Consider the following 21,610-nt stretch of genomic DNA (forward strand, 5'->3'; position numbering starts at 1 on the left):
TCGACGGCAACGGGCGAAGATCAGACCGGTTGCAGCCGCGGGGCGCCGGCCAGGTCGCGGACCCGCTGGTAGAGCTCGACGTAGCGCTGGGCCATCACGGCGGGGGTGAACCGCTGCGCGGCCACCCGCCGGCACTCGTCGGCGTCGAGCAGCTCGGCGGCGAGCACCAGTTCACCCAGCTCCTCCTCGTCGGCGGTGAGCAGCCCGGTGCGGCCGTGCTCGATCAGCTCCGGCAGGCAGCCCCGGGCGGTCGCCACCACCGGCGTGCCCAGGGCGAGCGACTCGACCACCGCGGTGCCGCCCGGCTCCTCCCAGCGCAGCGGGAACAGCGACGCGCGGGCGCTGGCGAGCAGGTCGTCGCGTTCCTGACCGGCCACCGTGCCGACCCAGCGAACCAGGTCACCGTCGACGTGCGGCGCCACCTCGTCGAGGAAAAACCGTACGTCCGGGTTCTGCCGGGCCTCGTCGCCGGCCGCGGCCAGCTCGGCCGGCCGGTGGTACGGGCCGACGGGCCCGGCCAGCACCAGCGGGATACCGATCCGGTGGGCGAGCCTCGCGCCCACGTCCTGCCCCTTGCCCGGGTTGACGCGGCCGAGGATCAGCAGGTGGTCGCCCTTCTCCGGAGCGGGTCGCCGGTCGGCGTCCACGGCCAGCGGGGTCGACAGGTGCACGTGCCCCACCGAGTGCTCCCGCAATGCGCGCGGGGCGCGGGCCAACTGCGACGCGGAGACCCCGTTGACCCGGACCCGGTCGCCGCCGTCCAGGGTGCCGTAGAGCGCGGGGTGCTTGGCCAGGTCCCAGTGCAGGGTGTGCAGGGTCGGCGGGCCGGTCGGCCCCATCGCCGCGAGGGTGGCCAGGCCGACCGCCTCCACGTGGTCGTGCACCAGGTCGATGTCGTCGCGGGCGTACAGCTCGCGGACCACCCCGGCCAGGTGCGCCTGGGCGATCCCGCAGACCTGGTTGTACGGCCGTTGCAGCGCGGCGAACTGCCCGTCGGGAAAGACCGAGATCTTCTCGTCCACCCGCAGGGTGCTGGTCTCCACCGAGGCGAGCACCACCCGTACGCCGAGTCGCCGTAGCTCCGGCACCAGCGTGGCGATGACGTTCTCGATGCCGCCGTAGCCGGGCGGCGGCACGGACAGCCACGGACCGGCGTTCATCAGCACGGTGAGGCTCATCGGATGCGGCCTTGCCGTGCACGCGCGCCCGGCCGGTACGCCCGGGCGCTCACGCCGCGGCCACCCGTCGGCTAGGCAACCGGTGGCGCAGCTCGGCCAGCGGCGGGCGCTCCTCGATGGACACGTCGCTGACCACGATCTCCCGGTCGAGGTTCGGCAGCGTGTCCGAGCCGCCGCGCCGGAACTGGGTCAGCAGTGCCTCCGGTGACATGCCCGGGCTCGCCCAGCCGCGCCGCTGCAACCGTGACCAGGCGGTCAACATGATCTGCGCGGACATCCGCCCGAGCGCCGCCGTATCCTGGTGCCGGTGCTTGCGCTCACCCAGGTCGACCTGCGCCAACGCGTCCAGACCGACCAGGTCGAGCAGGTCGATCAGCATCGCCGTCTCCACCCCGTACCCGGAGACGAACGGCACCTGGGCCAGCACCTCGCGCCGGCCGGCGTACTCGCCGGCGAGCGGCTGCACGAAGCCGGCCAGCTCGGGCCAGAAGAGGTTGAGCAGCGGTCGGGCCATCAGCTCGGTCACCCGGCCGCCGCCGTCCTGCTCCACGCTGACGGCGCTCACCAGCGGCCGGTGGTAGAAGCCCTTCACGAAATCAACTGACGGGTCGGTCAGCAGCGGGCCGAGCAGGCCACTCACGAAGTGCGGCCGGAACTCCCGCAGGTCGGCGTCGATGAACGCCACGACGTCCCCCTCGGCGGCGGCCAGGCCGGCCCAGAGCGCGTCGCCCTTGCCGCTGAGCCGGGGCAGCCCCCGGGTCATCTCGTCCTGACTGACCACCTCCGCGCCGGCGGCCCGGGCCACCTGCGCGGTGCGGTCGGTCGACCGCGAATCCACCACGATCAGCTCGTCGACCAGGGCGACCCGATCCATCAGGTGCTCCCGGATGGTCGACACGATCGCGCCGACGGTGGACTCCTCGTTACGCGCCGGCAGCACCACACTGACCCGGCTCTCCCCCTTGGCGCGCAGCAGCCGGCGTGCCGGCCAGTCCGCCGCCGACGTGGTTCGGTACGTGGCCCACGCCTCCACTACCGGTGACACGGTCGTATCCCGCACGGGCACCCCCTCCGTTCGTGCGTGGAAATAGCCGAGGGTGGTAGTTCCCACTCGCCACCACGCGCTAACCGTTCCCAGGGCAACAGCTTGATCACAAGGGTGACGCGGTCGGGTTCCCGGGGGATGAACGTTTGATTGCGCACACACCGGGGGACTGCTCCCATCGAAGTAGAAACGTTCTCGGAAAGGTTGTGGAATGCGCAGATGCCGGGTTGGTCTCGTGGGGGCCGGCGGAGTGGCACAGCGGCACGCCCGCGTGCTGGGCGGGTTCGATGACGTCGAGCTGATCGGGGTGACCGACGTGGCCCCGGAGGCGGCCACGGCGCTGGCCGCGCAGCACGGCGGACGGGCCTACGCCGACGTCGCCGAGCTGCTGGCCGCCGGCCCGGACGCGGTGTACGTCTGCGTGCCGCCGTTCGCGCACGGCCCGGCCGAGGAGGCGGTGATCGACGCCGGGGTGCCGATGTTCGTGGAGAAGCCCGTCGCGGTCGACCTGGCCACCGCCGAACGGATCGCCGACCTGGTCGCGGGGCGTGGGCTGCGTACCGCCGTCGGGCACCACTGGCGCTACCTGAGCTTTCTCGATCAGGCCCGTGAGCTGCTCGCGGACCGTCCGGTGCGGATGGTCAGCGGCGCCTGGCTGGACAAGGTCCCACCGGTGGCCTGGTGGTCACGACGGGACCGCTCCGGCGGCCCGGTCGTCGAGCAGGCGGCGCACGTGCTGGACCTGATCCGGACGCTGGCCGGCGAGGTCACCGAGGTCACCGCGTACGGCAACGGCACACCGCCCCCGGTGGACGGCGCGGACATCGACTCGGTGACCACCGCCACGCTGCGGTTCGCCAGCGGTGCGGTCGGCACGCTCAGTGCGGCCTGCGTGCTGAGCTGGAAGCACCGGGCCGGGCTGGAGATCCTCGCCGACGGGCTGGCACTGTCGCTCACCGAGGACGGCCTGCTGATCCGCGACGCCGACGGCGAGCGACACGTCCCGGCCGACCCGGAGGCCGCCCGGGTGGCGGTCGACCGGGCCTTCATCGACGCGGTGCGGGGCATCGGCGACGACGTACGCGTCCCGTACGCCGAGGCGCTGGGCACCCAGCGACTGGCTCTCGCGGTGGCCGACTCGGCCCGCACCGGCGGGACCATCCGGCTCGCCGCCCCGGTCGAGCCGGCGGTGCTCTCCAGCGGGGTGACGGTCGATGCGTGACAAGGTCGTGGTGGTCGCCGGCCCCGGCCGGGTGGAGCTGGTCGAGCAGGACGCCGCACCGCTGCGCCCCGGCACCTTCCGGGTCGAGACGCTGTTCAGCGGTGTCTCCGCCGGCACCGAACTGAGCTACGTCAAGGGCACCAACCCGTACCTGAACGTGACGTGGAACGCCGATCTGGGGCTTTTCCAGCCGGGCGACGCGAGCACCCCGTACCCGGTGACCCGGCTGGGCTACATGCAGGTCGGCCGGGTGGTGGAGAGCGCCACCCCGGCGGTCGCGGTGGGCACGGTCGGCGCGATGACCTACGGGCACCGCACCGGCTGGCTGGCCGATCCCGTCGCCGAGCGGTTCGTCGCACTCCCCGACGACCTGGACCCGCTGCTCGGCATCTACGTCGCCCACATGGGCCCGATCTGCGCCAACGGCCTGCTGCACGCCGCCGCCGACCTGCACGGCACCGACGTCCGCTCGCTCGGTGACGGGGTGCGTGGCCGCCGGGTCGCGGTGGTCGGTGCCGGTGTGGTGGCGCTGCTGACCGCGCTGCTCGCGCGGCGGCACGGCGCCGCCTCGGTGGTGGTGCTCGACCCCACCCCGCAGCGCCGCCAGGTCGCCGAGGCGCTCGGCCTGGAGACCCTCGACCCGGAGGCTGACGACCCGGCGACGGTGCTCAAGACCCGGTGGGGGCACACCGCCGGCGACCGGGGTGCCGACGTGGTGTTCCAGTGCCGGGGGCAGGCGTGGGCGTTGCAACTCGCGCTGCGGCTGCTGCGCCCGCAGGGCACCGTCATCGACCTCGCCTTCTACCAGGGCGGCGCGGACGCCGTCCGGCTCGGCGAGGAGTTCCACCACAACGGGCTGTCGCTGCGCTGCGCGCAGATCGGCCGGGTCCCGCGTGGGCTCGCGCCGACCTGGGACCGGGAGCGGCTCTCCGCCGAGACCATCGACCTGCTCCGGGCGTACGGCGACGTGATCCGCAAGCACCTGGTCTCGGCGGTGGTGCCGTTCGACGAGGCGCCCACCCTGCTCACCGACCTGGCGGAGCGGCGTCGCCAGGAGCTCCAGGTGGTGCTGGCCGGCTGACCTGCCGGCGGAGCGCGCTCGCCGGGTGACGGGGCGGGCTACCGTTCCGGCCATGAGCACCCGTGAGGGTCGGCCCGTCGGCCTGACCGCCCTGCTGCCGTACCTGCGTGAGCACCGCGGCACCCTCGCCGTGGTGGGCGTGCTGTCGCTGGCCGGGGCGGGGGCGTCACTGGCCCAGCCGCTGCTCACCCGGTCGGTGCTCGACCGGGTGAGCGACGGCCTGGGTGTGTCCCGGCTGGTGGCGGTGCTGGTGGTGCTGGTGCTGCTCGGCGCGGCGATCGGTGGTCTGCGCAACTACCTCCTGCAACGCACGGCCGAGGGGCTGGTGCTGGGCACCCGGCGGCGGCTGGCTGGGCACCTGCTGCGGCTGCCGATCGCCGAGTACGACCGCCGGCGCACCGGCGACCTGCTCTCCCGGGTGGGCTCGGACACCACCCTGCTGCGGGCGGTGGTCACCTCCGGGCTCTTCGAGACGGTCACCGGGGCGGTGATGGTGCTCGGCGCGGGCATTGCCATGGTGCTGCTCGATCCGCTGCTGTTCGGTGTCACCCTGCTCGGGGTGGGGCTGGGGCTGGGCTTCGCGGCCACCTTCGCCCGGCGGGTCCGGGCGCTGGCGCGTGCCGCCCAGGAGCGGATCGGCGAGATGACCTCGTCGGTGGAGCGGGCCATCTCGGCGGCCCGGACCATCCGGGCCAGCCGGGCCGAGGCCCGGGAGACGGAGACCGTCACCGGCAGCGCCCGGGCGGCGTACGGGGCGGGGCTGCGGGTGGCCCGGGTGCAGGCGGTGGTCGGGCCCATCGGCTCGGTCACCGTGCAGGGCGCGTTCCTGCTGGTGCTCGGCATCGGCGGGGCCCGGGTGGCCGCCGGCGCGATCACCGTCGGGGATCTGGTCGCCTTCGTCATGTACCTGTTCTTCCTGGCCCTGCCGCTGGCCCAGGTGCTGAACGCGTACACCCAGTTGCAGACCGGCCTGGGCGCGTTGCAGCGGATCGAGGAGATCTTGGCGGTGCCGGCGGAGGGAGCGGCGGACCGGCCGGTGGCCGTGGGTGCCACGGCGAAACCCCGCGGCCCCGCCCCGATGATCGAGTTCGACCGGGTGGGGTTCGGCTACCCGGGCGGCGAGCCGGTGCTGCACGAGGTGAGCTTCGCGGTGCCCACCGGCACCCGCACCGCCCTGGTCGGCCCCTCCGGCGCCGGCAAGTCGACCCTGCTGGCCCTGGTCGAGCGCTTCTACGAGGTGAGCGCCGGCGCGGTCCGGCTGGACGGCAGCGACGTGCGGGAGCTGCCCCGCGACGCGCTGCGGGCCCGGCTCGGCTACGTCGAGCAGGAGGCCCCGGTGCTGGCCGGCACACTCCGGGAGAACCTCTTGATCACCACGCCGGACGCCGCCGACGACCGGCTGCACGAGGTCCTCGACAAGGTCAACCTGGCTCATCTGGCCCACCGTTCCCCGCAGGGCCTGGACGTCCAGGTGGGGGAGGGCGGGGTGCTGCTCTCCGGGGGTGAGCGGCAGCGGCTGGCCATCGCCCGGGCGCTGCTGGCAGGCCCGCCGGTGCTGCTGCTCGACGAGCCGACCAGCAACCTCGACGCGCGCAACGAGGCGGCGCTGCGCCGCGCCATCGACGCGGTGGCCGTCCGCCGGACGCTGTTGATCGTGGCGCACCGGCTCGCCACCGTGGTCGACGCCGACCAGATCGTCGTCCTCGACGGCGGCCGGGTGGTGGCCGTGGGCACCCATGCCGAGCTGACCGCCACCGACCCGCTCTACCGGGAGCTGGCCACCCACCAGCTGCTGGTCGGCTGACCCGGCGGCGTCGGGTTCGACATGCCGGCGACCGCCCGACCGGTCGGGCCGCAGGAGCCGGCTCGAATCGCGTACCGTTGCCGCTCATGGGTGTGTCGCAACGGTTCAAGAGCAAGTTCCGGCGGTTCCTCCAGCGCCCGGGCACGACCGTGGAGCTTGCTCCGCTGGAGAAGCTGCTGCCGGCGATCGAGGCGCGCGAGGATGACCTCGCCGCGCTGGACGACGCCGCGCTGACCGAGGCCGCTGGCAACACGGTCGGCTACGAGGAGATCTGCGCGGTCGGCCGGGAGGCCGCCCGCCGTGGCCTCGACCAGCGGCCGTACGACGTGCAGCTGCTGGGCGCGATGGCGCTGCTCTCCGGCAAGGTCGCCGAAATGGCCACCGGTGAGGGCAAGACCCTGACCGCCGCGATCGCCGCGTACGGGCACGTTCGGCTCGGAAACGGGCCGGTGCACGTGCTCACCGTCAACGACTACCTGGCCCGCCGCGACGCGCAGTGGATGGAGCCGGTCTACACCCTGCTCGGCCTGACCGTCGGCTGGGTCAACGAGGCGTCCACCCCGCAGGAGCGGCGCGACGCGTACTCCTGTGACGTCACCTACGTCTCGGTCAGCGAGGCGGGCTTCGACTACCTGCGCGACCAGTTGGTCACCGACGTGGCCGACCGGGTGCAGCCGTCGCTGACCACCGCGATCGTCGACGAGGCCGACTCGATCATGATCGACGAGGCCCGGGTTCCGATGGTCCTCGCCGGCGCGGTGCCGGGCGAGCAGGACCCGGTGCACGCCGCCGCCGCGCTGATGCGCGGGCTGCGCAAGGGCCGGCACTACACGGTCGCCGAGGACGGGCGCAGCGTGGCGTTCACCGCCGCCGGCCTGGCCGCCGTCGAGGCCAAGCTCGGCATCGACCTGTACGACGAGGACCACGTCGCGCAGCTCTCCGCGGTCAACGTGGCGCTGCACGCGCACGCCCTGCTGCACCGTGACGTGGACTACATCGTCCGGGAGGGCTCGGTCGAGCTGATCGACGAGATGCGCGGCCGGGTGGCCCAGCGCCGCCGCTGGCCGGACGGGCTCCAGGCGGCCGTGGAGGCCAAGGAGGGCCTGGACGCCACCGCCGAGGGCGAGGTGCTGGGCACCATCGCCATCCAGGCGTTCATCGCGCTCTACCCGAAGGTCTGTGGGATGACCGCGACCGCGGTGCTGGTCGGTGACCAGCTGCGGGAGTTCTTCGGCCTTGAGGTGGCGGTGATCCCACCGAACACCCCGTGCGTCCGCGAGGACGAGCCGGACCGGATCTACGCGACCCGGGCGGAGAAGGACGAGGCGCTGATCGACGAGATCCGGCGCTGCCACACCGAGGGGCGGCCGGTGCTCGTCGGCACGCTGGACGTCAAGGAGTCCGAGGGGCTGGCCGCCGGGCTGAACGCGGCCGGGGTGCCCTGCGTGGTGCTGAACGCCAAGAACGACGACGAGGAAGCGGCGATCATCGCCGAGGCCGGCGCGTACGGCGCGGTGACCGTCTCCACGCAGATGGCCGGCCGGGGCGTGGACATCCGGCTCGGCGGCAGCGACCAGACCGACCGGGAGCGGGTGGCCGAGCTGGGCGGGCTGTACCTGATCGGCAGCGGCCGGCACGACAGCCGCCGGGTGGACGATCAGCTGCGCGGCCGGGCCGGCCGGCAGGGCGACCCGGGTGGGTCGGTCTTCTTCGTCAGCCTGGAGGACGACCTGGTCATCCGGCACGCCGCCGACGCGGTGCCGGCGTCGCCGCGGATGAACGCCGACGGCCTGGTCACCGACGAGCAGGTGGACTACGCGGTGGAGCACGCCCAGCGGGTCGCCGAGGGTGTCAACCACGAGATCCACCGCAACACCTGGCGCTACAGCGTGGTGATCGAGCAGCAGCGCAAGGCCCTCGCCGAGCGCCGGGAGCGGCTGCTGACCAGTGACGTGGCCGCGCTGATGCTGCTGGACAAGATGCCCGAGAAGGCCGGCGAGATGGACGAGGATCTGCTCGCCCGGGCGGCCCGGGCCATCGCGCTCTACCACGTGGATCGCCTCTGGGCCGAGCACCTGGCCGAGCTGTCCGAGGTTCGCGAGGGCGTGCACCTGCGCGCGCTGGGCCGGCTCGACCCGCTGGACGAGTTCCACCGGGCCGCCGTGCCGGCGTTCAACAACCTGTTCCCGGAGATCGAGGCCCGCACCATCGCCACCTTCACCGAGACCGAATTCGACGAGGACTGGCAGCCCGATGATGGCACCCTGGTCCGCCCGACCGCGACGTGGACCTACCTGGTGCACGACAACCCGTTCGGCTCCGAGCTCGACCGGCTGATCGCCTCGATCGGCCGGCGGCTCAGCGGAGCCGCGCGCTGACGCGTCGGGGCCTGCGGCTGTCGGGGCCCCTGTCGCGCGTCCGCGCGTCGCAGGGGCCCCGATTTACGCCGTTTCGACCCTGGTTTGCGAGGGTAGTAGCCCGGGTCGGTCAAGTCGGGAGAGAGAGCAGACGGTGACACAGGTGATGACGTCGGCTGGAAGCGCGCGGGGGCGTACGGGGGCTGCGGACCGGTGAACCTGGACATGCGGGAGCCGGTGGCGGAGCGCCTCGGCGTGCTGGAGACTGCCGCGTTGCTGCGGGAGTTGACCGCCGGCCTGATCGCCCTGACCGATTTTGATGAGGCGTTGCTGGCGCTGGTCCGGGTCACCCGGGACGCGGTGGCCGGGGTGCGCTGGTGCGGTTTCACGGTCCTGCGTGCCGGCGAGCCGGCCGGGGTGGCGGCCTCCGACGAGCGGCTGGCCGGCCTGGACGACCTGCGGCACGGGCCGGACTCGCCGGCGATGAGCGCCATCCAGCGGCGGGAGATGATCCTCGCCGTGGACCTGGCCGGTGAGCCACGCTGGCCGGCCTGGACGGCGCGGGCCCGCGACCTCGGCGTACGCGGGGTGATCTCCGCACCGGTGGACATCGACGACCAGGTGATCGGGGCCGTCAACCTGTACGCCGGACCGTCGGATCTGCTCACCCCGCAGCACCAGTTGACCGCGATGCTGCTCGCCGAGCACGCCGGGCTGCTGCTGGCCGCGGTCCGCGACCGGAGCCGGCAGGTCGCGCTCGCCGGTGAGTGGGACGCCGCGCTGCTGCAGGATGGGGTGGTGGAACAGGCCGTCGGCGTGATCATGACGCAGCGCGGCTGCACGCCGGCCGAGGCCCTCGATGTGCTGCGCACCGCCGCGTCCTCGTTGGCGATCCCGCTGCGTGAGGTGGCCGAGCGGCTGGTCCGGACGGTCTCCCGCCAGCGCGACAACTGACCGGGCCGGTGACGGTGCCCGTTCTTCCGGCGGGCGGCGAGTCGGGCGGCGTCGTTTCGTCGCGACCGGGCTCGGGTAGCAACCTGGTCACGTGAGCTGTGCCGACCAGGGGGAGGACCGATGCAGAGCCGGCTGCGGGTGCAGGGGCACCCGATCCAACCGATGCTGGTGACGTTCCCCTTCGGGCTCTTCATCAGCGCGACCGTCTTCGATCTCACCGACGTGGCCGGCGGGCCCGCCTTCCTCGGCGAGGTCGGCTACTGGACCGGTGTCGCCGCGCTGTTCGCCGCCGCGCTGACCGTGGTGGCCGGCATGGTCGACCTGTGGGACGCGCCGGTCGACCGGACCCGCCGCACCGCCGTCGCCTTCAACCTGGTGAACGCGGCGATGGCCGGCCTGTTCCTGGTCACCTGCCTGATCCGGGCACAGGCCCCGCAGCGTGGCGCCTCGGTCGCGATCCTCGTCACCGAGCTGGTCGCGCTGGCCGTGGGCGGGGTCGGCGTACGGCTCGGCGCCCGGCTGATGCGCCAGTTCGACGCGGGCCGGGCCGAGACCGGCAGCCTGGACACGCTCGCCGGCTCCACCGTCGAGATCGCCCGCCCGCGCCCCTGACCGACCTGCCCCGACGTCACCCGCCCAAGGCTCCAGTCGGGCACCCCGTGCGGTCGCCGGCACTCCGGCCGGCCGTTGCCGGCAAACCGGTTGCCGTCGGCGTGACCGGCCGGCCAGGCTGTCCGCCATGAGCGACGAGCGTGACGTGGCCGAGCTGATCGCGGAGGCGGCCGCCGCGCCGGTCGACGGCTGGGGATTCGACTGGCTGGCCGGTCGGGCCACCGAGGAACGCCCGCCCTGGGGGTACGCCGGGCTGGTAGCCGACCGGATGGCGCGCGCCGACGCGGCGCTGGACGTGGACACCGGCGGCGGCGAGGTGCTCGCCGAGGTCCCCCGGCAGCCGAGGCTGCTGACGGCCACCGAGGCCTGGCCGCCGAACGTCGAGGTCGCCCGGGGCACCCTGCGGCGGGTCGGCGCGACGGTGGTGGCGGTCACCCCGGATGCGCCACTGCCGTTCCGCGACGCCTCCTTCGATCTGGTGGTCAGCCGGCACCCCGTACGGACCGACTGGGCGGAGACCGCCCGGGTGCTGCGTCCGGGCGGGACGTTCCTGTCCCAGCAGATCGGGGCGGGCACCATGCGCGAGCTGAGCGAGGCGATCCTCGGCCCGTTGCCGCCGCCGGATCAGCGACACCCTGAGCACGCCGTGACCGCAGCCCGGGCCGCCGGGCTGAGCGTGGTCGACCTGCGCCGGGCCACGTTGCGGGCGGTCTTCCACGACGTCGGCGCGGTGGTCTGGTTCCTGCGCAAGGTCGTCTGGACGGTGCCGGGCTTCACTGTGGACCGCTACCGCCCCCAGTTGCTCGCCCTGCACCACCGGATCGCCACCGAGGGCCCGTTCGTGGCCCACGCCCAGCGTTTCCTCATTGCGGCCACCCGTCCCTGACGCCAGCCCGCGCTCCACCCGTCAGTGCGGGTGGGGGTGGGTCTGGTGGTGGGCGGCCAGGACGTCGGCGCCGAAGTCGCTGGCGGGGCGACGCAGCACGGTGTGCGCGTGGTTGCCGTCCTCGGTGGTGTTGTCGTATTCGATCAGCAGGTCGTCGCCCTGGACCCGGTAGTAGTGCCGCTGCCCGGGGCGGGTGGGGCCGGCCCAGGCGAAGTGCAGTTGGCCGCCGTCGAGTCGGCCCGCCTCCCGGATGGCCAGCTCCGGCGGCAACCGGTCCAGGTAGAGCGCGACCACCTGGTCGAGCAGCGCCCGGCCGGTCGGCCCCAGCCGGCCGGCCGGCACGCCGAGCGGCTCCAGCGGCGCGTCGACCCGGCCACGGGTGGCGCTGATGATGTCCGCCGGTGCCTCGTCGGCGATGATCGCCGCGGCCCGCTCGGCCGGCCCCAGCGCGTCGAGCAGGGCCCGGGCCAGGTCCTCCTCGATGCCGAGCGGCCGGGAGACGGGGCGGCCGGCGTACCGGACCGCCGCCGGGTTGGCGCCGAAGAAGATCGGCGCGGGGGAGACCTGGTCGTCCACCACGGTCATGTTCACCGACAGGTGGTGCCCCTCCAGCCGCCACGCCCAGCGGTCGTCGCGCGCCGGATCGCCGAACACGGCGATCCAGTAGTCGCCGCTGTGTCGCCCGCGATGCCAGCCCTCGGCCCGGTCCAGCACCTCCTCCAGTGCGACGATCGCCATCGCCTGCGCGTACGCCGATGGGCTGAGCGCGGTGGCCAGCAGCCGGTGCGCGGCCTTGCGCCCGGCGATGTCCAGCTCGGCGAGGCAGGCGCCCGGTCGGGGCCGGGGCCGGTACTCCAGCCAGCGTCGGGCCGCCTCGTCGTCGAACGGGCGCACGGCCTGGTCGCGGGCCGCCGGGTCGAGCGCGGCCAGCAGCGCGGTGGCGGCGGCGCGCATCTGCTCGGGCAGGGGATCTTCCATCGGCTCTGTATACCGGCCCGCCGGGGCTGGCGTCAGCCGGCCCGCAGGAGCGCCGTCATCTCCGGCAGGTCGAAGAACTGCGCGGTCTCCGCGGCGGACGGGTTGCCGTGCGCCGGGTCGGCGCCGGCGGCGAGCAGCGCGCGGACCGCCTCGGTGCTGCTGCGGAAGACCGCGGCGGCCAGCGCGGTCTGGCCTCGGTCGTTGGTCCGGCTGTGGTCCGCGCCGCGGGCCAGCAGGGCGGCCACCGTGGACGGGTGGGCGTGGTACGCGGCGAGGATCAGCAGCGTGTCGCCCTTGTCGTTGGTCAGGTTGACCGGCAACCCGGCGTCGAGCTGCGCCGCCAGTTCCTCGGTGGAGCCCGCCCGCGCCAGGTCGAACATCCGGTGCGCGAACGCCAGCGTCTCGGCGTCGAGGTCGTCGGTCACCGGTCCAGGTTAGTCGCCCGGGCCCTGATAGGTTGCTCGGCCGGCGCGTTGGGGGAGGTCCGTTGGGTGAGACGGTGTACGTGGGCAACGCCGGTGTCGACGGTGCCGGCAACGCGGGTTGGCTGCTCGGGCACTTCGCGCTGCCGGGGGAGATCCGGCACAGCACCGACGTCGAGGTGAAGTGGGGTGTGCACCCGCCCGGGGAGGCCCGCTCGCGGTGGGCGACGGGGGAGCGGCGGACCAGCCTGCTCGTGCTGATCGAGGGGCGGTTCCGGGTGGAGTTGCCGGACCGGACGGTGCGGTTGGCCGCGCCGGGCGACTACGTGGTGTGGGCCTGCGGGGTGGACCACTCCTGGTACGCCGAGTCGGCCTCGGTGGTGCTGACCGTGCGGTGGCCGTCGCTGCCCGGCTACCGGGTGGATCCGCCGGTCCTGCGCTGAGCGTCGCCGCGTCGAGGCCGGCGTCCCACCAGTCGGAATTACCTACTAAACCTATAGGGTTTGACGGCTAAAGTACGGGGGCACCCGCCGAACGACCCGCGAGGACCACCATGAGCCACCACCGCCCGGAGCCCGATCTGCTCACCGTCGCCGCCCGCTGGGTCGACCAGGCCCACTGGCCGGTGCCGCTGTGCTTCGACCCCGACGAGCGGTGGTACGCCCGGCTCGCCAGCGGTGCCGACCACGAGGTGTGGGCGCTGAGTTGGCTGCCCGGGCAGGGCACCGACCTGCACGATCACGGCGGCTCCGCCGGAGCGTTCCGGGTGGTCGCTGGCGCGCTCACCGAGGAGACGGTCGCCAGTGGCCGGTTGCATCCCCGCCTGCTGGCCGCCGGCACCGGTCGCCGCTTCGGCCCCCGGCACGTGCACGTGGTGACCAACCGGGGCACCGAGCCGGCGATCAGCGTGCACGTCTACCGGCCAGCGCTGGTCCGGATGACCCGCTACCACCTGCTCGACGGGCGGCTGCGGGTCGCCGAGGTCGCCGAGGCCGGCCGCTCCTGGTGAGCGGCGGGCAGCCACGATCCACCCCGATCATCGGAAGGAACCGAGAATGCAGGTAACCGCCGAGCGCTGTCCGGCCCCCGTGCCGCCCCCGGGCTCCCGGGGCATCGACGAGATCCTGGCCGCCGCGCGCGCCCGGCTCGACCGGCTGGACCCGGAGCGCGCACATCTCGCGTACCGGCGCGGGGCGCTGCTGGTCGACATCCGCCCGGCGGCCCAGCGGGCCGCGCACGGCGTCGTGCCAGGCTCGCTCGCGATCGAGCGCAACGTGTTGGAGTGGCGCTTCGACCCGCGCTGCCCGGCCCGGCTCCCGCAGGCGGTCGACTACGACGTGCCGGTGGTGATCCTCTGCCAGGAGGGCTACACCTCGTCGCTGGCCGCGGCCGCGTTGCAGGACATCGGCCTGCACCGGGCCACCGACGTGGTCGGTGGCTTCGCCGCCTGGCGGATCGCCGGCCTGCCGGCCCTCGGCCCGACCGCGCTGCACCGCGCGTCCCCCCTCGCGTCCCCGGTCACCGCCGGCCCGGCGCGCCGCTGACCGCCACGCCGCACCGCGCGTGGCGGGCGTACCGCCATCTCAGGAGGCACCATGTCCGTCGTCGCCATCCCCACGCGCCCGCACCGCCCGGCGGCTCGCCCCGCCCGCCAGCGCACCGGCCCGACCCTGACCATCACCCTCGACCTCGCCCCGGGGCCGCTGAGCCCCCGGCTGGCCCGGCTGGTGCAGCTGCTCGGCGAGCTGGCCGAGTCGGGGGAGGGTCGGCTGCGCACCGTCGACGACGTCCCGCCGGCGCCGCGACCGGTCCCGAGCCCCACCGGCGGGGCGTCCGGCGACGAGCCGTCCGCCGTCGACGACACGGACCAGGTCCGCATCCTGGCCGGCTCGCGGATCGTCCGCCGGGGCGACCAGGTCATCCCGCTGACCCGCATCGAGTACGAGCTGCTGCTGTTCCTGGCCGAGCGGCCGCGCCGGGTCTTCACCCGCCTCCAGTTGCTGTCCAACGTGTGGGGTTACGAGCACGCGGTGGCCCGGACCGTGGACGTGCACGTCCGTCGGCTGCGCGCCAAGCTGGCCGACACGCCGGTCGTCACCACCGTCTACGGCGTGGGTTACCGGTTGGCCGACGAGGCGCGGATCAGCGTGGACCGCAGTCGCTGAGCACCGGCCCGGGGGCGGCCCGAAGGTGACCGGACCAGCCACGATGAACCGGGCGGGGACCCCCGTATCGGGTCATCTCGGCGGCTCTGCTGTAATCATCTGGCTTCGTACGCAGAGCGAGCACTCGGCTCCGATGTGTTCGTCAATTGTCACATTCATGCAACGCAGCCGCCTCTTGACCCTCGCCCGGGTGCCGGGAAGCATCGATGAAGCGGCGTCCCGGGCCGTGGGGAGATACCCGGACCCAGCCAAGGAGGACCATGTCGGTCAGCCCCGCCTCGTCGCGCGCCGGATGGCATACGTCCCAACCCGCGGTGCCCGGTCGACCTCCCGGCGGCCAACGCCGCCCGGCGAACACCGCCGCGCCCGTGCTCACCGTGACGCTGTCCATCCCGCTCGCCTGTGAGGAGTCGCTGACCCCGCCGGCCCGCCGCCTGCTCGAGGCGGCCCGTGAGCTCCTGGAGCGGGGCGAGGGCGTGATCATCAGCTCCGTTCCGGCCGAACGTCGCGCCGAGGCGGTGCCGGCCAACCGGTCGCCGGCCCGGCCGCTCACCCCGACCATCCCCGCCCTGCACATCCTCGCCTCGTCCCGGTCGGTGCTGCGCGACGAGGAGCCGCTGCCGCTGACCCGGCTGGAGTTCGACCTGCTGCTGCACCTGGTCGCCCACCCCCGCCGGGTGTTCACCCGACTGCAACTGCTCAACGCCGTCTGGGGCTACGAGCACGCCGGCGTCCGTACCGTCGACGTGCACGTGCGCCGGCTGCGCGGCAAGGTCGGCGTGGACGTCCCCCTGGTCACCACCGTCTACGGCGTGGGCTACCGCCTGGCCGACGACGCCCGGGTCACCATCGACCGCACCGGCTGACCGGCGCCACCGCGGCGCCCGGCGCGGGGCAGGATGGTCCGGTGCGCATCCGACCCATCTCGCCCGACCTGCTCGTCACCGAGCTGACCGGCCGGTTGGCCGACGCCGCGACCGCCGGGCCCGCGCGGCTACGGGTGGCGGTGGACGGCGCCCCGGCAGCCGGCCCGGACGAGCTGGCCGCCGCACTGGTCGATCCGTTGCGCGCCCGGGGCCACCCGGTGCTGCACGTACGTGCCGCCGACTTCCTCCGGCCCGCGTCGCTGCGCTTCGAGTTCGGCCGGTCGAACCCGGACGCCTACTACGAGGGCTGGGTGGACGAGGCCGGGCTGCGCCGGGAGGTACTCGACCCGGCCGGCCCGGGCGGCACCGGTCGGCTGCTCCCCTCCCTCTGGGACGCCACCTCCGACCGGGCCAGCCGCGCCCGCTACGTCGACCTGCCACCCGGCGGCGTCGTCCTGGTCAGTGGCGCGCTGCTGCTCGGTGGCGGCCTGCCCTTCGACGTCACCGTCCACCTGGCGCTGTCCGGAGCGGCGCTGCGCCGACGTACCGAACCGGCCCAGGACTGGACCCTGCCGGCCTTCGACCGGTACGCCGAGGAGGTCGTCCCGGCCAGCTTCGCCGACGTGGTGGTCCGGGCCGACGACCCCCGCCGCCCCGCGCTCGTGGAGCCCGGCGCCGACGGCTGACAGTGGCCGGAAATCGCCGGTTTCACCGCCTGCCCGGGCGGGTACTCGCCCGGCTCACAGAGCACGGGTGACCGCCCGTGCACCGGATACGACCGTGACCGGGGCCAGACGCCGCCGGCATCCCGGTTCACCTTGAGCCCCAGGCCCAGGAAAGGCAGGCAGCGATGCTCGTCCACGACACGGTCGGTACGGGCCGTTCCCAGACGGAGATCGACCAGATCCGACTCTCCCTCCAGGCGCGCTACGACGAGCTGACGGCGGAATACGAGCAGGCCGTGCTGCAGAGCCAGGTGCTGCGGCTGGTGGAGGTCGGCGACACCGCGGGCGACGACCAGGCCGACAGCGGCACCAAGACCGCCGAGCGGGACACCGCGCAGTCCCTGCTGCGCACCATCCTCGATCGCCGCGCCCAGTACGAGCACGCCCTCGGCCGGCTCGCGGAAGGCACCTACGGCTGGTGCGAAGGCTGCTCGGCGGCGATTCCGGTGGAGCGGCTGGAGATCTTTCCGTCCGCCACCACCTGCGTGACCTGCAAGCAGACCCGCGAGCGGCGGGCAGCCTGAGCCACGCCAGCGGTTGCCGGTCGGTCCACGACGCGATGGACTCCACCCATGGGTGACATTCTCGTGGGCACCGCGTCCTGGACCGACCGCACGCTGCTGGACTCGGGGTGGTATCCGCAGACCGCCGACAACCCGGAGAAGCGGCTGGTCTACTACGCCCGGCAGTTTCCGCTGGTCGAAGTGGACGCCACCTACTACGCGCCGCCCGCCGAGGCGACCGCGCGGCTCTGGGCCGAGCGCACCCCGGCCGGCTTCACCTTCAACATCAAGGCGTTCAGCCTGCTCACCGGGCATCCCACCCGGGTCAGCGCGCTCTACAAGGACCTGCGTCCGGAGACTGACAAGAAGAACGTCTACCCCGACGACCTGCCCGCGCAGGCGTACGAGGAGGTGTGGACGCGCTTCCTGTCCGCGCTGGACCCGCTGGTCGAGGCGGGCAAGCTGGGCGCCCTGCTGTTCCAGTTCCCGCCCTGGTTCACCATCAAGCGGGACAACAAGCAGTACCTGCTGGAGGTGGCGAAGCGCTGCGCGCCGCTGCGACCGGCCTACGAGTTCCGGCACGCCTCCTGGTTCGACGGCGCCAACGCCGACGAGACACTGGCCTTCCTGCGGCAACACCGGCTCCCGTACGTCTGCGTGGACATGCCGCAGGGCCACCGCTCGTCGCTGCCCCCGGTGCTGGCCGCCACCGCGGACCTCGCGGTGGTGCGCTTCCACGGCCACAGCGACAAGTGGACCAGCAAGGACATCCACGAGAAGTTCGGCTACCACTACTCCAAGCGGGAGTTGGCCGACTGGGCGCCGAAGCTGCGCGAGCTGGCCGACGAGGCCGGGCAGACCCACGTGCTCATGAACAACTGCTACCGCGACTACGCCCAGACCAACGCCAAGACCCTGACCGGGCTGCTCGACGCCGATTGACCGTCGCCAGGGCGGCCGCCCCCTACTCGATCTCCAGACGCTCCGCGTCGTCCGGTATCCACGGGAAGGGGACGTCGGGCCAGCGGGCGGTCGCCCAAGCGTCAAGGTCCACAGCCAGGACAGCGTCGATGAAGACCGCAGGCGGCTGGTAGTGATGCGCGGCGACGTAGTGACTGATCAGGAAGGGAGCGGCGTAAGCGACGCCAGCTGCCCCCGGGATACGGACTTCCCCGTTCCCGTCGTGGATCTCGTCCGGCGGGCACAGATCGCACTCATGCATCCCCAGGCAGACGTTCATCGACTGCACGGCTCGCCCAGCTTCTTGACGAACACCGCCGGGACCGGGCCCACCCGGTACGGCCTACCGGCCTCCAGCCACCCGACGTTCAGTCGCAAGTACGAAGGGCGGAAGCTGAGGCTGCGGAAGCCGGACTCCCTGTCCGTGAACTCGTCTTCGGCCAGGTACTCGTACGCTGTGAGGTCCCCGTAGAACATCCGCGCATTATCGCCGGGCTAACCAGGGTCGACTCACCCGATTGGGGTGGGGCCGGGTCACCCGACCCGCAGGGAGAGTGGACGCGGTGGGTACGGCCGCCGAAGGGTGGCTGTCGCCGGAGACGACACGGAGGTGACGGGGATGACGGTTCGACTGGTGGCGGATAGACGGCGTGGTGCCGTCCTGCACGTGGTCGGTACGGCCGACAACGCCCGGCGCGCGCCGCAGGGCAGCCCGGTGCGGGCCCGACGAGGGCCGGTGGGGCCACCGCGTCGCAACGACGAACGACGGTGGGACACCGCGGAACGGGGGTCGACCGATGGCTGAGCAGATGATCTCGGCATTCGACTCCTCGCTGGACAAGACGAACCTGATTCTCAAGGACATCGAGAGCGCCTATGGCTGGCCGAAGGACCAACGCAACCAGTCGTACGCTGCGCTGCGCACGGTGCTGCACCTGCTGCGTGACCGGTTGCCGGTCAACGAGAGCGTGGAGTTCGCCCAGCAGTTGCCGGTGCTGGTCCGGGGGATCTACTTCGACGGCTGGAACCCCTCGGACGTCCCGATCAAGCTCAACCGGGACGACTTCCTCTACGAGGTCCGCCAGGGCTTCCCGTACGACGTGGAGGGCGGCCCGGAGCGGGTGACCCAGGTGGTGTTGGACACGCTGCGCCGGCACGTCACCCAGGGCGAGTGGCAGGACGTGAAGGACACCATGCCCAAGGACCTGGCCAGGATGATGCCCTGACGCCGTGAGCCCGCCCGACAGCCGTCGGGCGGGCTCAGCCGTCGGTCGGGTCGCCGCCGGGTCGCGGCGCCGCGGACGGCACCCGGGACACCGGGTGGCCGGCCCGACGGGCCAGCGCGGCGAAGGCGACGGCATCCACAATGGCGGCGCCGCCCGGGTCGTTGTTGAAATAGACGTACGCCGGCTCATCCGCGTCGAAGACATCGGCCAGCCGGCGTACCCAGGAGCCGAGCGCGGTGCGGCCGTACCGGGGCCAGGGCCGAGCCCGCCCCTCGTGCAGCCGCAGGTAGCCGAAGTCGGTGGTGCGCCAGAGCGGGGCGACCGGGCGACCCAGCCGGTCCGCCCAGACCAGCGCCGCGCGCCGGCGTTCCAGCACCGCCCGGGTGGCGTCTGTCCACCAGGACGCGTGCCGTGGCTCGACCGCCACTCGCACCTCGGCCGGGAACAGCCGTAACGTCGCGTCGAGCGCGTCGACGTCCGCCCGCAGGTTCGGTGGCAGTTGCAGCAGCACCGGGCCGAGCCGGTCACCGAGCGCGGTGGCCCGGCCCAGGAACCGGGCCACCGGCTCGGCCGGGTCACACAGCCGCTTGATGTGGGTCAGGTAGCGGCTCATCTTCACCGCCACGCAGAAATCCGCCGGTGTCCGAGCCCGCCAGGCGGCGAAGGTGTCCCGCTCGGGCAACCGGTAGAAGGCGTTGTTGACCTCTACGGTGGCGAACCCGGTCGCGAAGTGCTCCAGCCAGAGTCGCTGCGGAAGCCGCTCCGGATAGAAGTGGCCCCGCCAGTCCCGGTACTGCCAGCCGGACGTGCCCACCAGGATCACCCCTCCATCCTGGCACCGACCCCCGCCGCCGGCGAACCGCCCGTGTCGCCCCGGTTCGACGTCTACGGTGGGGTTAGAGAAGATCGCGAGTGGGGTACCACCCGCTGCACGACGGACCCCGGCGTACGGCGGGGCGGCACATCCGAGGGAGTACCAATGGCACTCAACGATGACGACATGCAGACCACTGGCGGCGGCGGTCTGGAGGGCCCGGCCGACGGCGGTGCGACGCCTGGTCAGCACGACGGTGGCGCGGATGGTAGCGCGGAGGGTCCCGCCGACGGCGGTGCGACCCCTGGTCAGCACGACGGTGGCGCGGACGGTAGCGCCGAGGGTCCCGCCGACGGCGGTGCGACCCCTGGCCAGCAGGACGGTGGCGCGGATGGTAGCGCGGAGGGTCCCGCCGACGGCGGTGCGACCCCTGGTCAGCAGGACGGTGGCGCTGACGGCAGCGCCCGGTAAGGCACCGTCGTGACGCACCTCGACCCGCCGGGCGGCCACCACCGCCCGGCGGTTCCGTCCGTGACCGCCGCCGCGGCGCTGGCCCGCTGCGTCTCGGTCGAACCGGCCAAGTTCGCCGCCGCGCACTGGGGCCACACGCCGCTGCTGTCCCGCGCCGCCGAGCTGCCCGATACGGCCGGCTTCACCGACCTGTTCAGCCTCGCCGACGCCGACGAACTGCTCAGCCGGCGCGGTCTGCGTACCCCGTTCCTGCGCGTCGCCAAGGACGGGCAGTTGGTCCCGGCGGCGCACTGGACCGGCGGCGGCGGCGCCGGGGCCGAGATCGGCGACCAGGTGCTCGACGAGCGGGTCCTGGAGCAGTACGCCAGCGGCGCGACCCTGGTGCTGCAGGGCCTGCACCGGATCTGGCCGCCGCTGGTCGACTTCGCCCGCGACCTGGGCCTCGCGCTGAGCCAACCGCTGCAGATCAACGCCTACCTCACCCCGGCGGGCAGTCAGGGCTTCGCCACCCACTACGACACCCACGACGTGTTCGTGCTCCAGGTCGACGGCCGCAAGCACTGGCGGATCCACCCGCCGGTGTTGCCCGACCCACTGGAGAAGCAGCCCTGGGGCGGACGCGCCGACGAGGTCGGGGCCACCGCGCAGGGTCCCGCCGCGCTCGACGTGGTGCTCGCCCCCGGCGACGCCCTCTATCTGCCGCGCGGCTGGCTGCACAGCGCGCAGGCGCAGGACGCCAGCTCGCTGCACCTGACCGTGGGCATCCGGGCACTGACCCGCTACGCCCTGGTCGAGGAGCTGCTCGCGCTGGCCGCCGAGGACCAGCGACTGCGGGCCAGCCTGCCGTTCGGCACCGACGTCGCCGACCCCGACGCCATCGAGCCGGAGCTGACCGAGACCGTGGAGGCACTGCGGGACTGGCTGCTGCGCGCCGATCCGGTCGCCGTCGCGGCGCGGCTACGCCAGCGTTCCTGGCCGGCTGCCCGACCGGCGCCGATCCGGCCGCTCGCCCAGGCCGGCGCGCTGGCCGCACTGGACGCCGACTCCCGGCTCACGCCGCGCCCGGGCCTGCGCTGGCAGCTCGTGCCACACGGGCCCGACACGGTGGCACTGCGGCTGTTCGACCGCACAATCACTTTGCCCGCCGACTGCGAGCCGGCGGCCCGCGCGCTGCTCACCGGCGTGGCCACGCGCGTCGGCGACCTGCCCGGGCTGCCCGACGACGCTGACCGGGTCACCCTGGCCCGTCGGCTGCTGCGCGAGGCCGTCCTGGTCCCGGCCTGACCAACTGTCGCGATTCGGCGGCGTGGCGGGTGAACGTGCCCGACACAGCGTGCCGGT

The 21,610-nt window shown here is 73.5% G+C and carries 25 protein-coding genes; 18 read left to right on the top strand and 7 right to left on the bottom strand.

Going from position 1 to position 21,610, the window contains the following annotated elements; genetic code table 11:
- Positions 1-20: 20 nt before the first annotated feature.
- Positions 21-1,178: a glycosyltransferase gene (locus ACFY29_RS28405; protein ID WP_386991125.1), complete on the bottom strand. Its 1,158-nt coding sequence runs from the start codon at positions 1,176-1,178 to the stop codon at positions 21-23.
- A 49-nt stretch (positions 1,179-1,227) separates the two neighbouring features.
- Positions 1,228-2,211 (bottom strand): glucosyl-3-phosphoglycerate synthase, encoded by a 984-nt coding sequence (locus tag ACFY29_RS28410; RefSeq protein ID WP_328426655.1) that lies wholly within the window; start codon positions 2,209-2,211, stop codon positions 1,228-1,230.
- Between the two features lie 223 nt (positions 2,212-2,434).
- Between ACFY29_RS28410 and ACFY29_RS28415 the strand changes: the two genes are divergently transcribed.
- The 7 genes from ACFY29_RS28415 (at position 2,435) to ACFY29_RS28445 (ending at position 11,139) form a co-directional block, all read left to right on the top strand.
- On the top strand, positions 2,435-3,445 hold the full coding sequence (locus ACFY29_RS28415) for a Gfo/Idh/MocA family protein (RefSeq protein WP_386991127.1): 1,011 nt from the start codon (positions 2,435-2,437) through the stop codon (positions 3,443-3,445).
- Positions 3,438-4,526: a zinc-binding alcohol dehydrogenase gene (locus tag ACFY29_RS28420; protein ID WP_386991129.1), complete on the top strand. Its 1,089-nt coding sequence runs from the start codon at positions 3,438-3,440 to the stop codon at positions 4,524-4,526. The genes ACFY29_RS28415 and ACFY29_RS28420 overlap by 8 nt, the downstream gene beginning before the upstream one ends.
- A gap of 52 nt (positions 4,527-4,578) precedes the next feature.
- A complete protein-coding gene (locus ACFY29_RS28425; protein ID WP_355607777.1) occupies positions 4,579-6,330 on the top strand; it encodes an ABC transporter ATP-binding protein in 1,752 nt (583 codons plus the stop codon).
- 86 nt (positions 6,331-6,416) lie between these two features.
- Positions 6,417-8,708 (top strand): accessory Sec system translocase SecA2, encoded by a 2,292-nt coding sequence (gene secA2, locus ACFY29_RS28430; protein WP_386991131.1) that lies wholly within the window; start codon positions 6,417-6,419, stop codon positions 8,706-8,708.
- 192 nt (positions 8,709-8,900) lie between these two features.
- Positions 8,901-9,641: a GAF and ANTAR domain-containing protein gene (locus ACFY29_RS28435; protein WP_355607783.1), complete on the top strand. Its 741-nt coding sequence runs from the start codon at positions 8,901-8,903 to the stop codon at positions 9,639-9,641.
- Positions 9,642-9,761: 120 nt separating this feature from the next.
- Positions 9,762-10,253, top strand: coding sequence for a DUF2231 domain-containing protein (locus ACFY29_RS28440; RefSeq protein ID WP_355607786.1), 492 nt, complete (start codon positions 9,762-9,764; stop codon positions 10,251-10,253).
- A 127-nt stretch (positions 10,254-10,380) separates the two neighbouring features.
- Positions 10,381-11,139, top strand: coding sequence for a class I SAM-dependent methyltransferase (locus ACFY29_RS28445; RefSeq protein ID WP_386991133.1), 759 nt, complete (start codon positions 10,381-10,383; stop codon positions 11,137-11,139).
- Positions 11,140-11,160: 21 nt separating this feature from the next.
- Here ACFY29_RS28445 and ACFY29_RS28450 read toward each other — a convergent pair whose 3' ends face one another.
- Together ACFY29_RS28450 and ACFY29_RS28455 are read right to left on the bottom strand one after the other, a co-directional pair.
- Positions 11,161-12,117: a DUF3500 domain-containing protein gene (locus ACFY29_RS28450; RefSeq protein WP_328417026.1), complete on the bottom strand. Its 957-nt coding sequence runs from the start codon at positions 12,115-12,117 to the stop codon at positions 11,161-11,163.
- A 32-nt stretch (positions 12,118-12,149) separates the two neighbouring features.
- Positions 12,150-12,542: an ankyrin repeat domain-containing protein gene (locus tag ACFY29_RS28455; protein WP_328417024.1), complete on the bottom strand. Its 393-nt coding sequence runs from the start codon at positions 12,540-12,542 to the stop codon at positions 12,150-12,152.
- Between the two features lie 62 nt (positions 12,543-12,604).
- On the opposite strand from ACFY29_RS28455, the gene ACFY29_RS28460 reads away from it, so the two are divergent.
- From ACFY29_RS28460 to ACFY29_RS28495, 8 genes are all read left to right on the top strand, one after another.
- Positions 12,605-12,982, top strand: a complete 378-nt coding sequence (locus ACFY29_RS28460) for a signal peptidase I (protein ID WP_386991135.1) — start codon at positions 12,605-12,607, stop codon at positions 12,980-12,982.
- Between the two features lie 110 nt (positions 12,983-13,092).
- Complete coding sequence (locus ACFY29_RS28465) at positions 13,093-13,548, top strand: cysteine dioxygenase (protein ID WP_386991137.1); 456 nt, start codon at positions 13,093-13,095, stop codon at positions 13,546-13,548.
- Between the two features lie 46 nt (positions 13,549-13,594).
- Entirely contained in the window at positions 13,595-14,083 is a 489-nt protein-coding gene (locus tag ACFY29_RS28470) for a rhodanese-like domain-containing protein (RefSeq protein ID WP_328417020.1), read from the top strand.
- A 51-nt stretch (positions 14,084-14,134) separates the two neighbouring features.
- Positions 14,135-14,704 carry a winged helix-turn-helix domain-containing protein gene (locus ACFY29_RS28475; RefSeq protein ID WP_386991139.1) on the top strand — a complete coding sequence of 190 codons (570 nt, stop codon included), beginning with the start codon at positions 14,135-14,137 and terminating at the stop codon, positions 14,702-14,704.
- A 260-nt stretch (positions 14,705-14,964) separates the two neighbouring features.
- Positions 14,965-15,570, top strand: a complete 606-nt coding sequence (locus tag ACFY29_RS28480) for a winged helix-turn-helix domain-containing protein (RefSeq protein WP_328417016.1) — start codon at positions 14,965-14,967, stop codon at positions 15,568-15,570.
- A 41-nt stretch (positions 15,571-15,611) separates the two neighbouring features.
- Positions 15,612-16,256 (top strand): uridine kinase, encoded by a 645-nt coding sequence (locus ACFY29_RS28485; protein WP_386991141.1) that lies wholly within the window; start codon positions 15,612-15,614, stop codon positions 16,254-16,256.
- A gap of 164 nt (positions 16,257-16,420) precedes the next feature.
- Positions 16,421-16,819, top strand: a complete 399-nt coding sequence (locus ACFY29_RS28490; RefSeq protein WP_203178243.1) for a TraR/DksA C4-type zinc finger protein — start codon at positions 16,421-16,423, stop codon at positions 16,817-16,819.
- Positions 16,820-16,867: 48 nt separating this feature from the next.
- Positions 16,868-17,740: a DUF72 domain-containing protein gene (locus tag ACFY29_RS28495; RefSeq protein WP_355607811.1), complete on the top strand. Its 873-nt coding sequence runs from the start codon at positions 16,868-16,870 to the stop codon at positions 17,738-17,740.
- Positions 17,741-17,762: 22 nt separating this feature from the next.
- Here ACFY29_RS28495 and ACFY29_RS28500 read toward each other — a convergent pair whose 3' ends face one another.
- Together ACFY29_RS28500 and ACFY29_RS28505 are read right to left on the bottom strand one after the other, a co-directional pair.
- On the bottom strand, positions 17,763-18,047 hold the full coding sequence (locus ACFY29_RS28500; RefSeq protein ID WP_386991144.1) for a hypothetical protein: 285 nt from the start codon (positions 18,045-18,047) through the stop codon (positions 17,763-17,765).
- A complete protein-coding gene (locus ACFY29_RS28505; RefSeq protein ID WP_386991146.1) occupies positions 18,035-18,235 on the bottom strand; it encodes a hypothetical protein in 201 nt (66 codons plus the stop codon). Before ACFY29_RS28505 ends, ACFY29_RS28500 begins: the two co-directional genes overlap by 13 nt.
- A gap of 320 nt (positions 18,236-18,555) precedes the next feature.
- Here ACFY29_RS28505 and ACFY29_RS28510 point away from each other — a divergent pair, with 320 nt between their 5' ends.
- Complete coding sequence (locus tag ACFY29_RS28510) at positions 18,556-18,984, top strand: DUF2267 domain-containing protein (RefSeq protein ID WP_328417005.1); 429 nt, start codon at positions 18,556-18,558, stop codon at positions 18,982-18,984.
- 34 nt (positions 18,985-19,018) lie between these two features.
- Here the strand turns inward: ACFY29_RS28510 and ACFY29_RS28515 are convergent, their stop codons facing one another.
- Positions 19,019-19,807: a DUF72 domain-containing protein gene (locus ACFY29_RS28515; RefSeq protein WP_386991148.1), complete on the bottom strand. Its 789-nt coding sequence runs from the start codon at positions 19,805-19,807 to the stop codon at positions 19,019-19,021.
- A 156-nt stretch (positions 19,808-19,963) separates the two neighbouring features.
- Here ACFY29_RS28515 and ACFY29_RS28520 point away from each other — a divergent pair, with 156 nt between their 5' ends.
- Complete coding sequence (locus ACFY29_RS28520; protein ID WP_328417002.1) at positions 19,964-20,269, top strand: hypothetical protein; 306 nt, start codon at positions 19,964-19,966, stop codon at positions 20,267-20,269.
- Between the two features lie 9 nt (positions 20,270-20,278).
- Positions 20,279-21,553, top strand: coding sequence for a cupin domain-containing protein (locus tag ACFY29_RS28525; protein WP_386991151.1), 1,275 nt, complete (start codon positions 20,279-20,281; stop codon positions 21,551-21,553).
- Positions 21,554-21,610 lie beyond the last annotated feature (57 nt).

The sequence above is a fragment of the Micromonospora sp. NPDC000668 genome (genome assembly GCF_042897975.1).
Taxonomy (GTDB): Bacteria; Actinomycetota; Actinomycetes; order Mycobacteriales; family Micromonosporaceae; genus Micromonospora.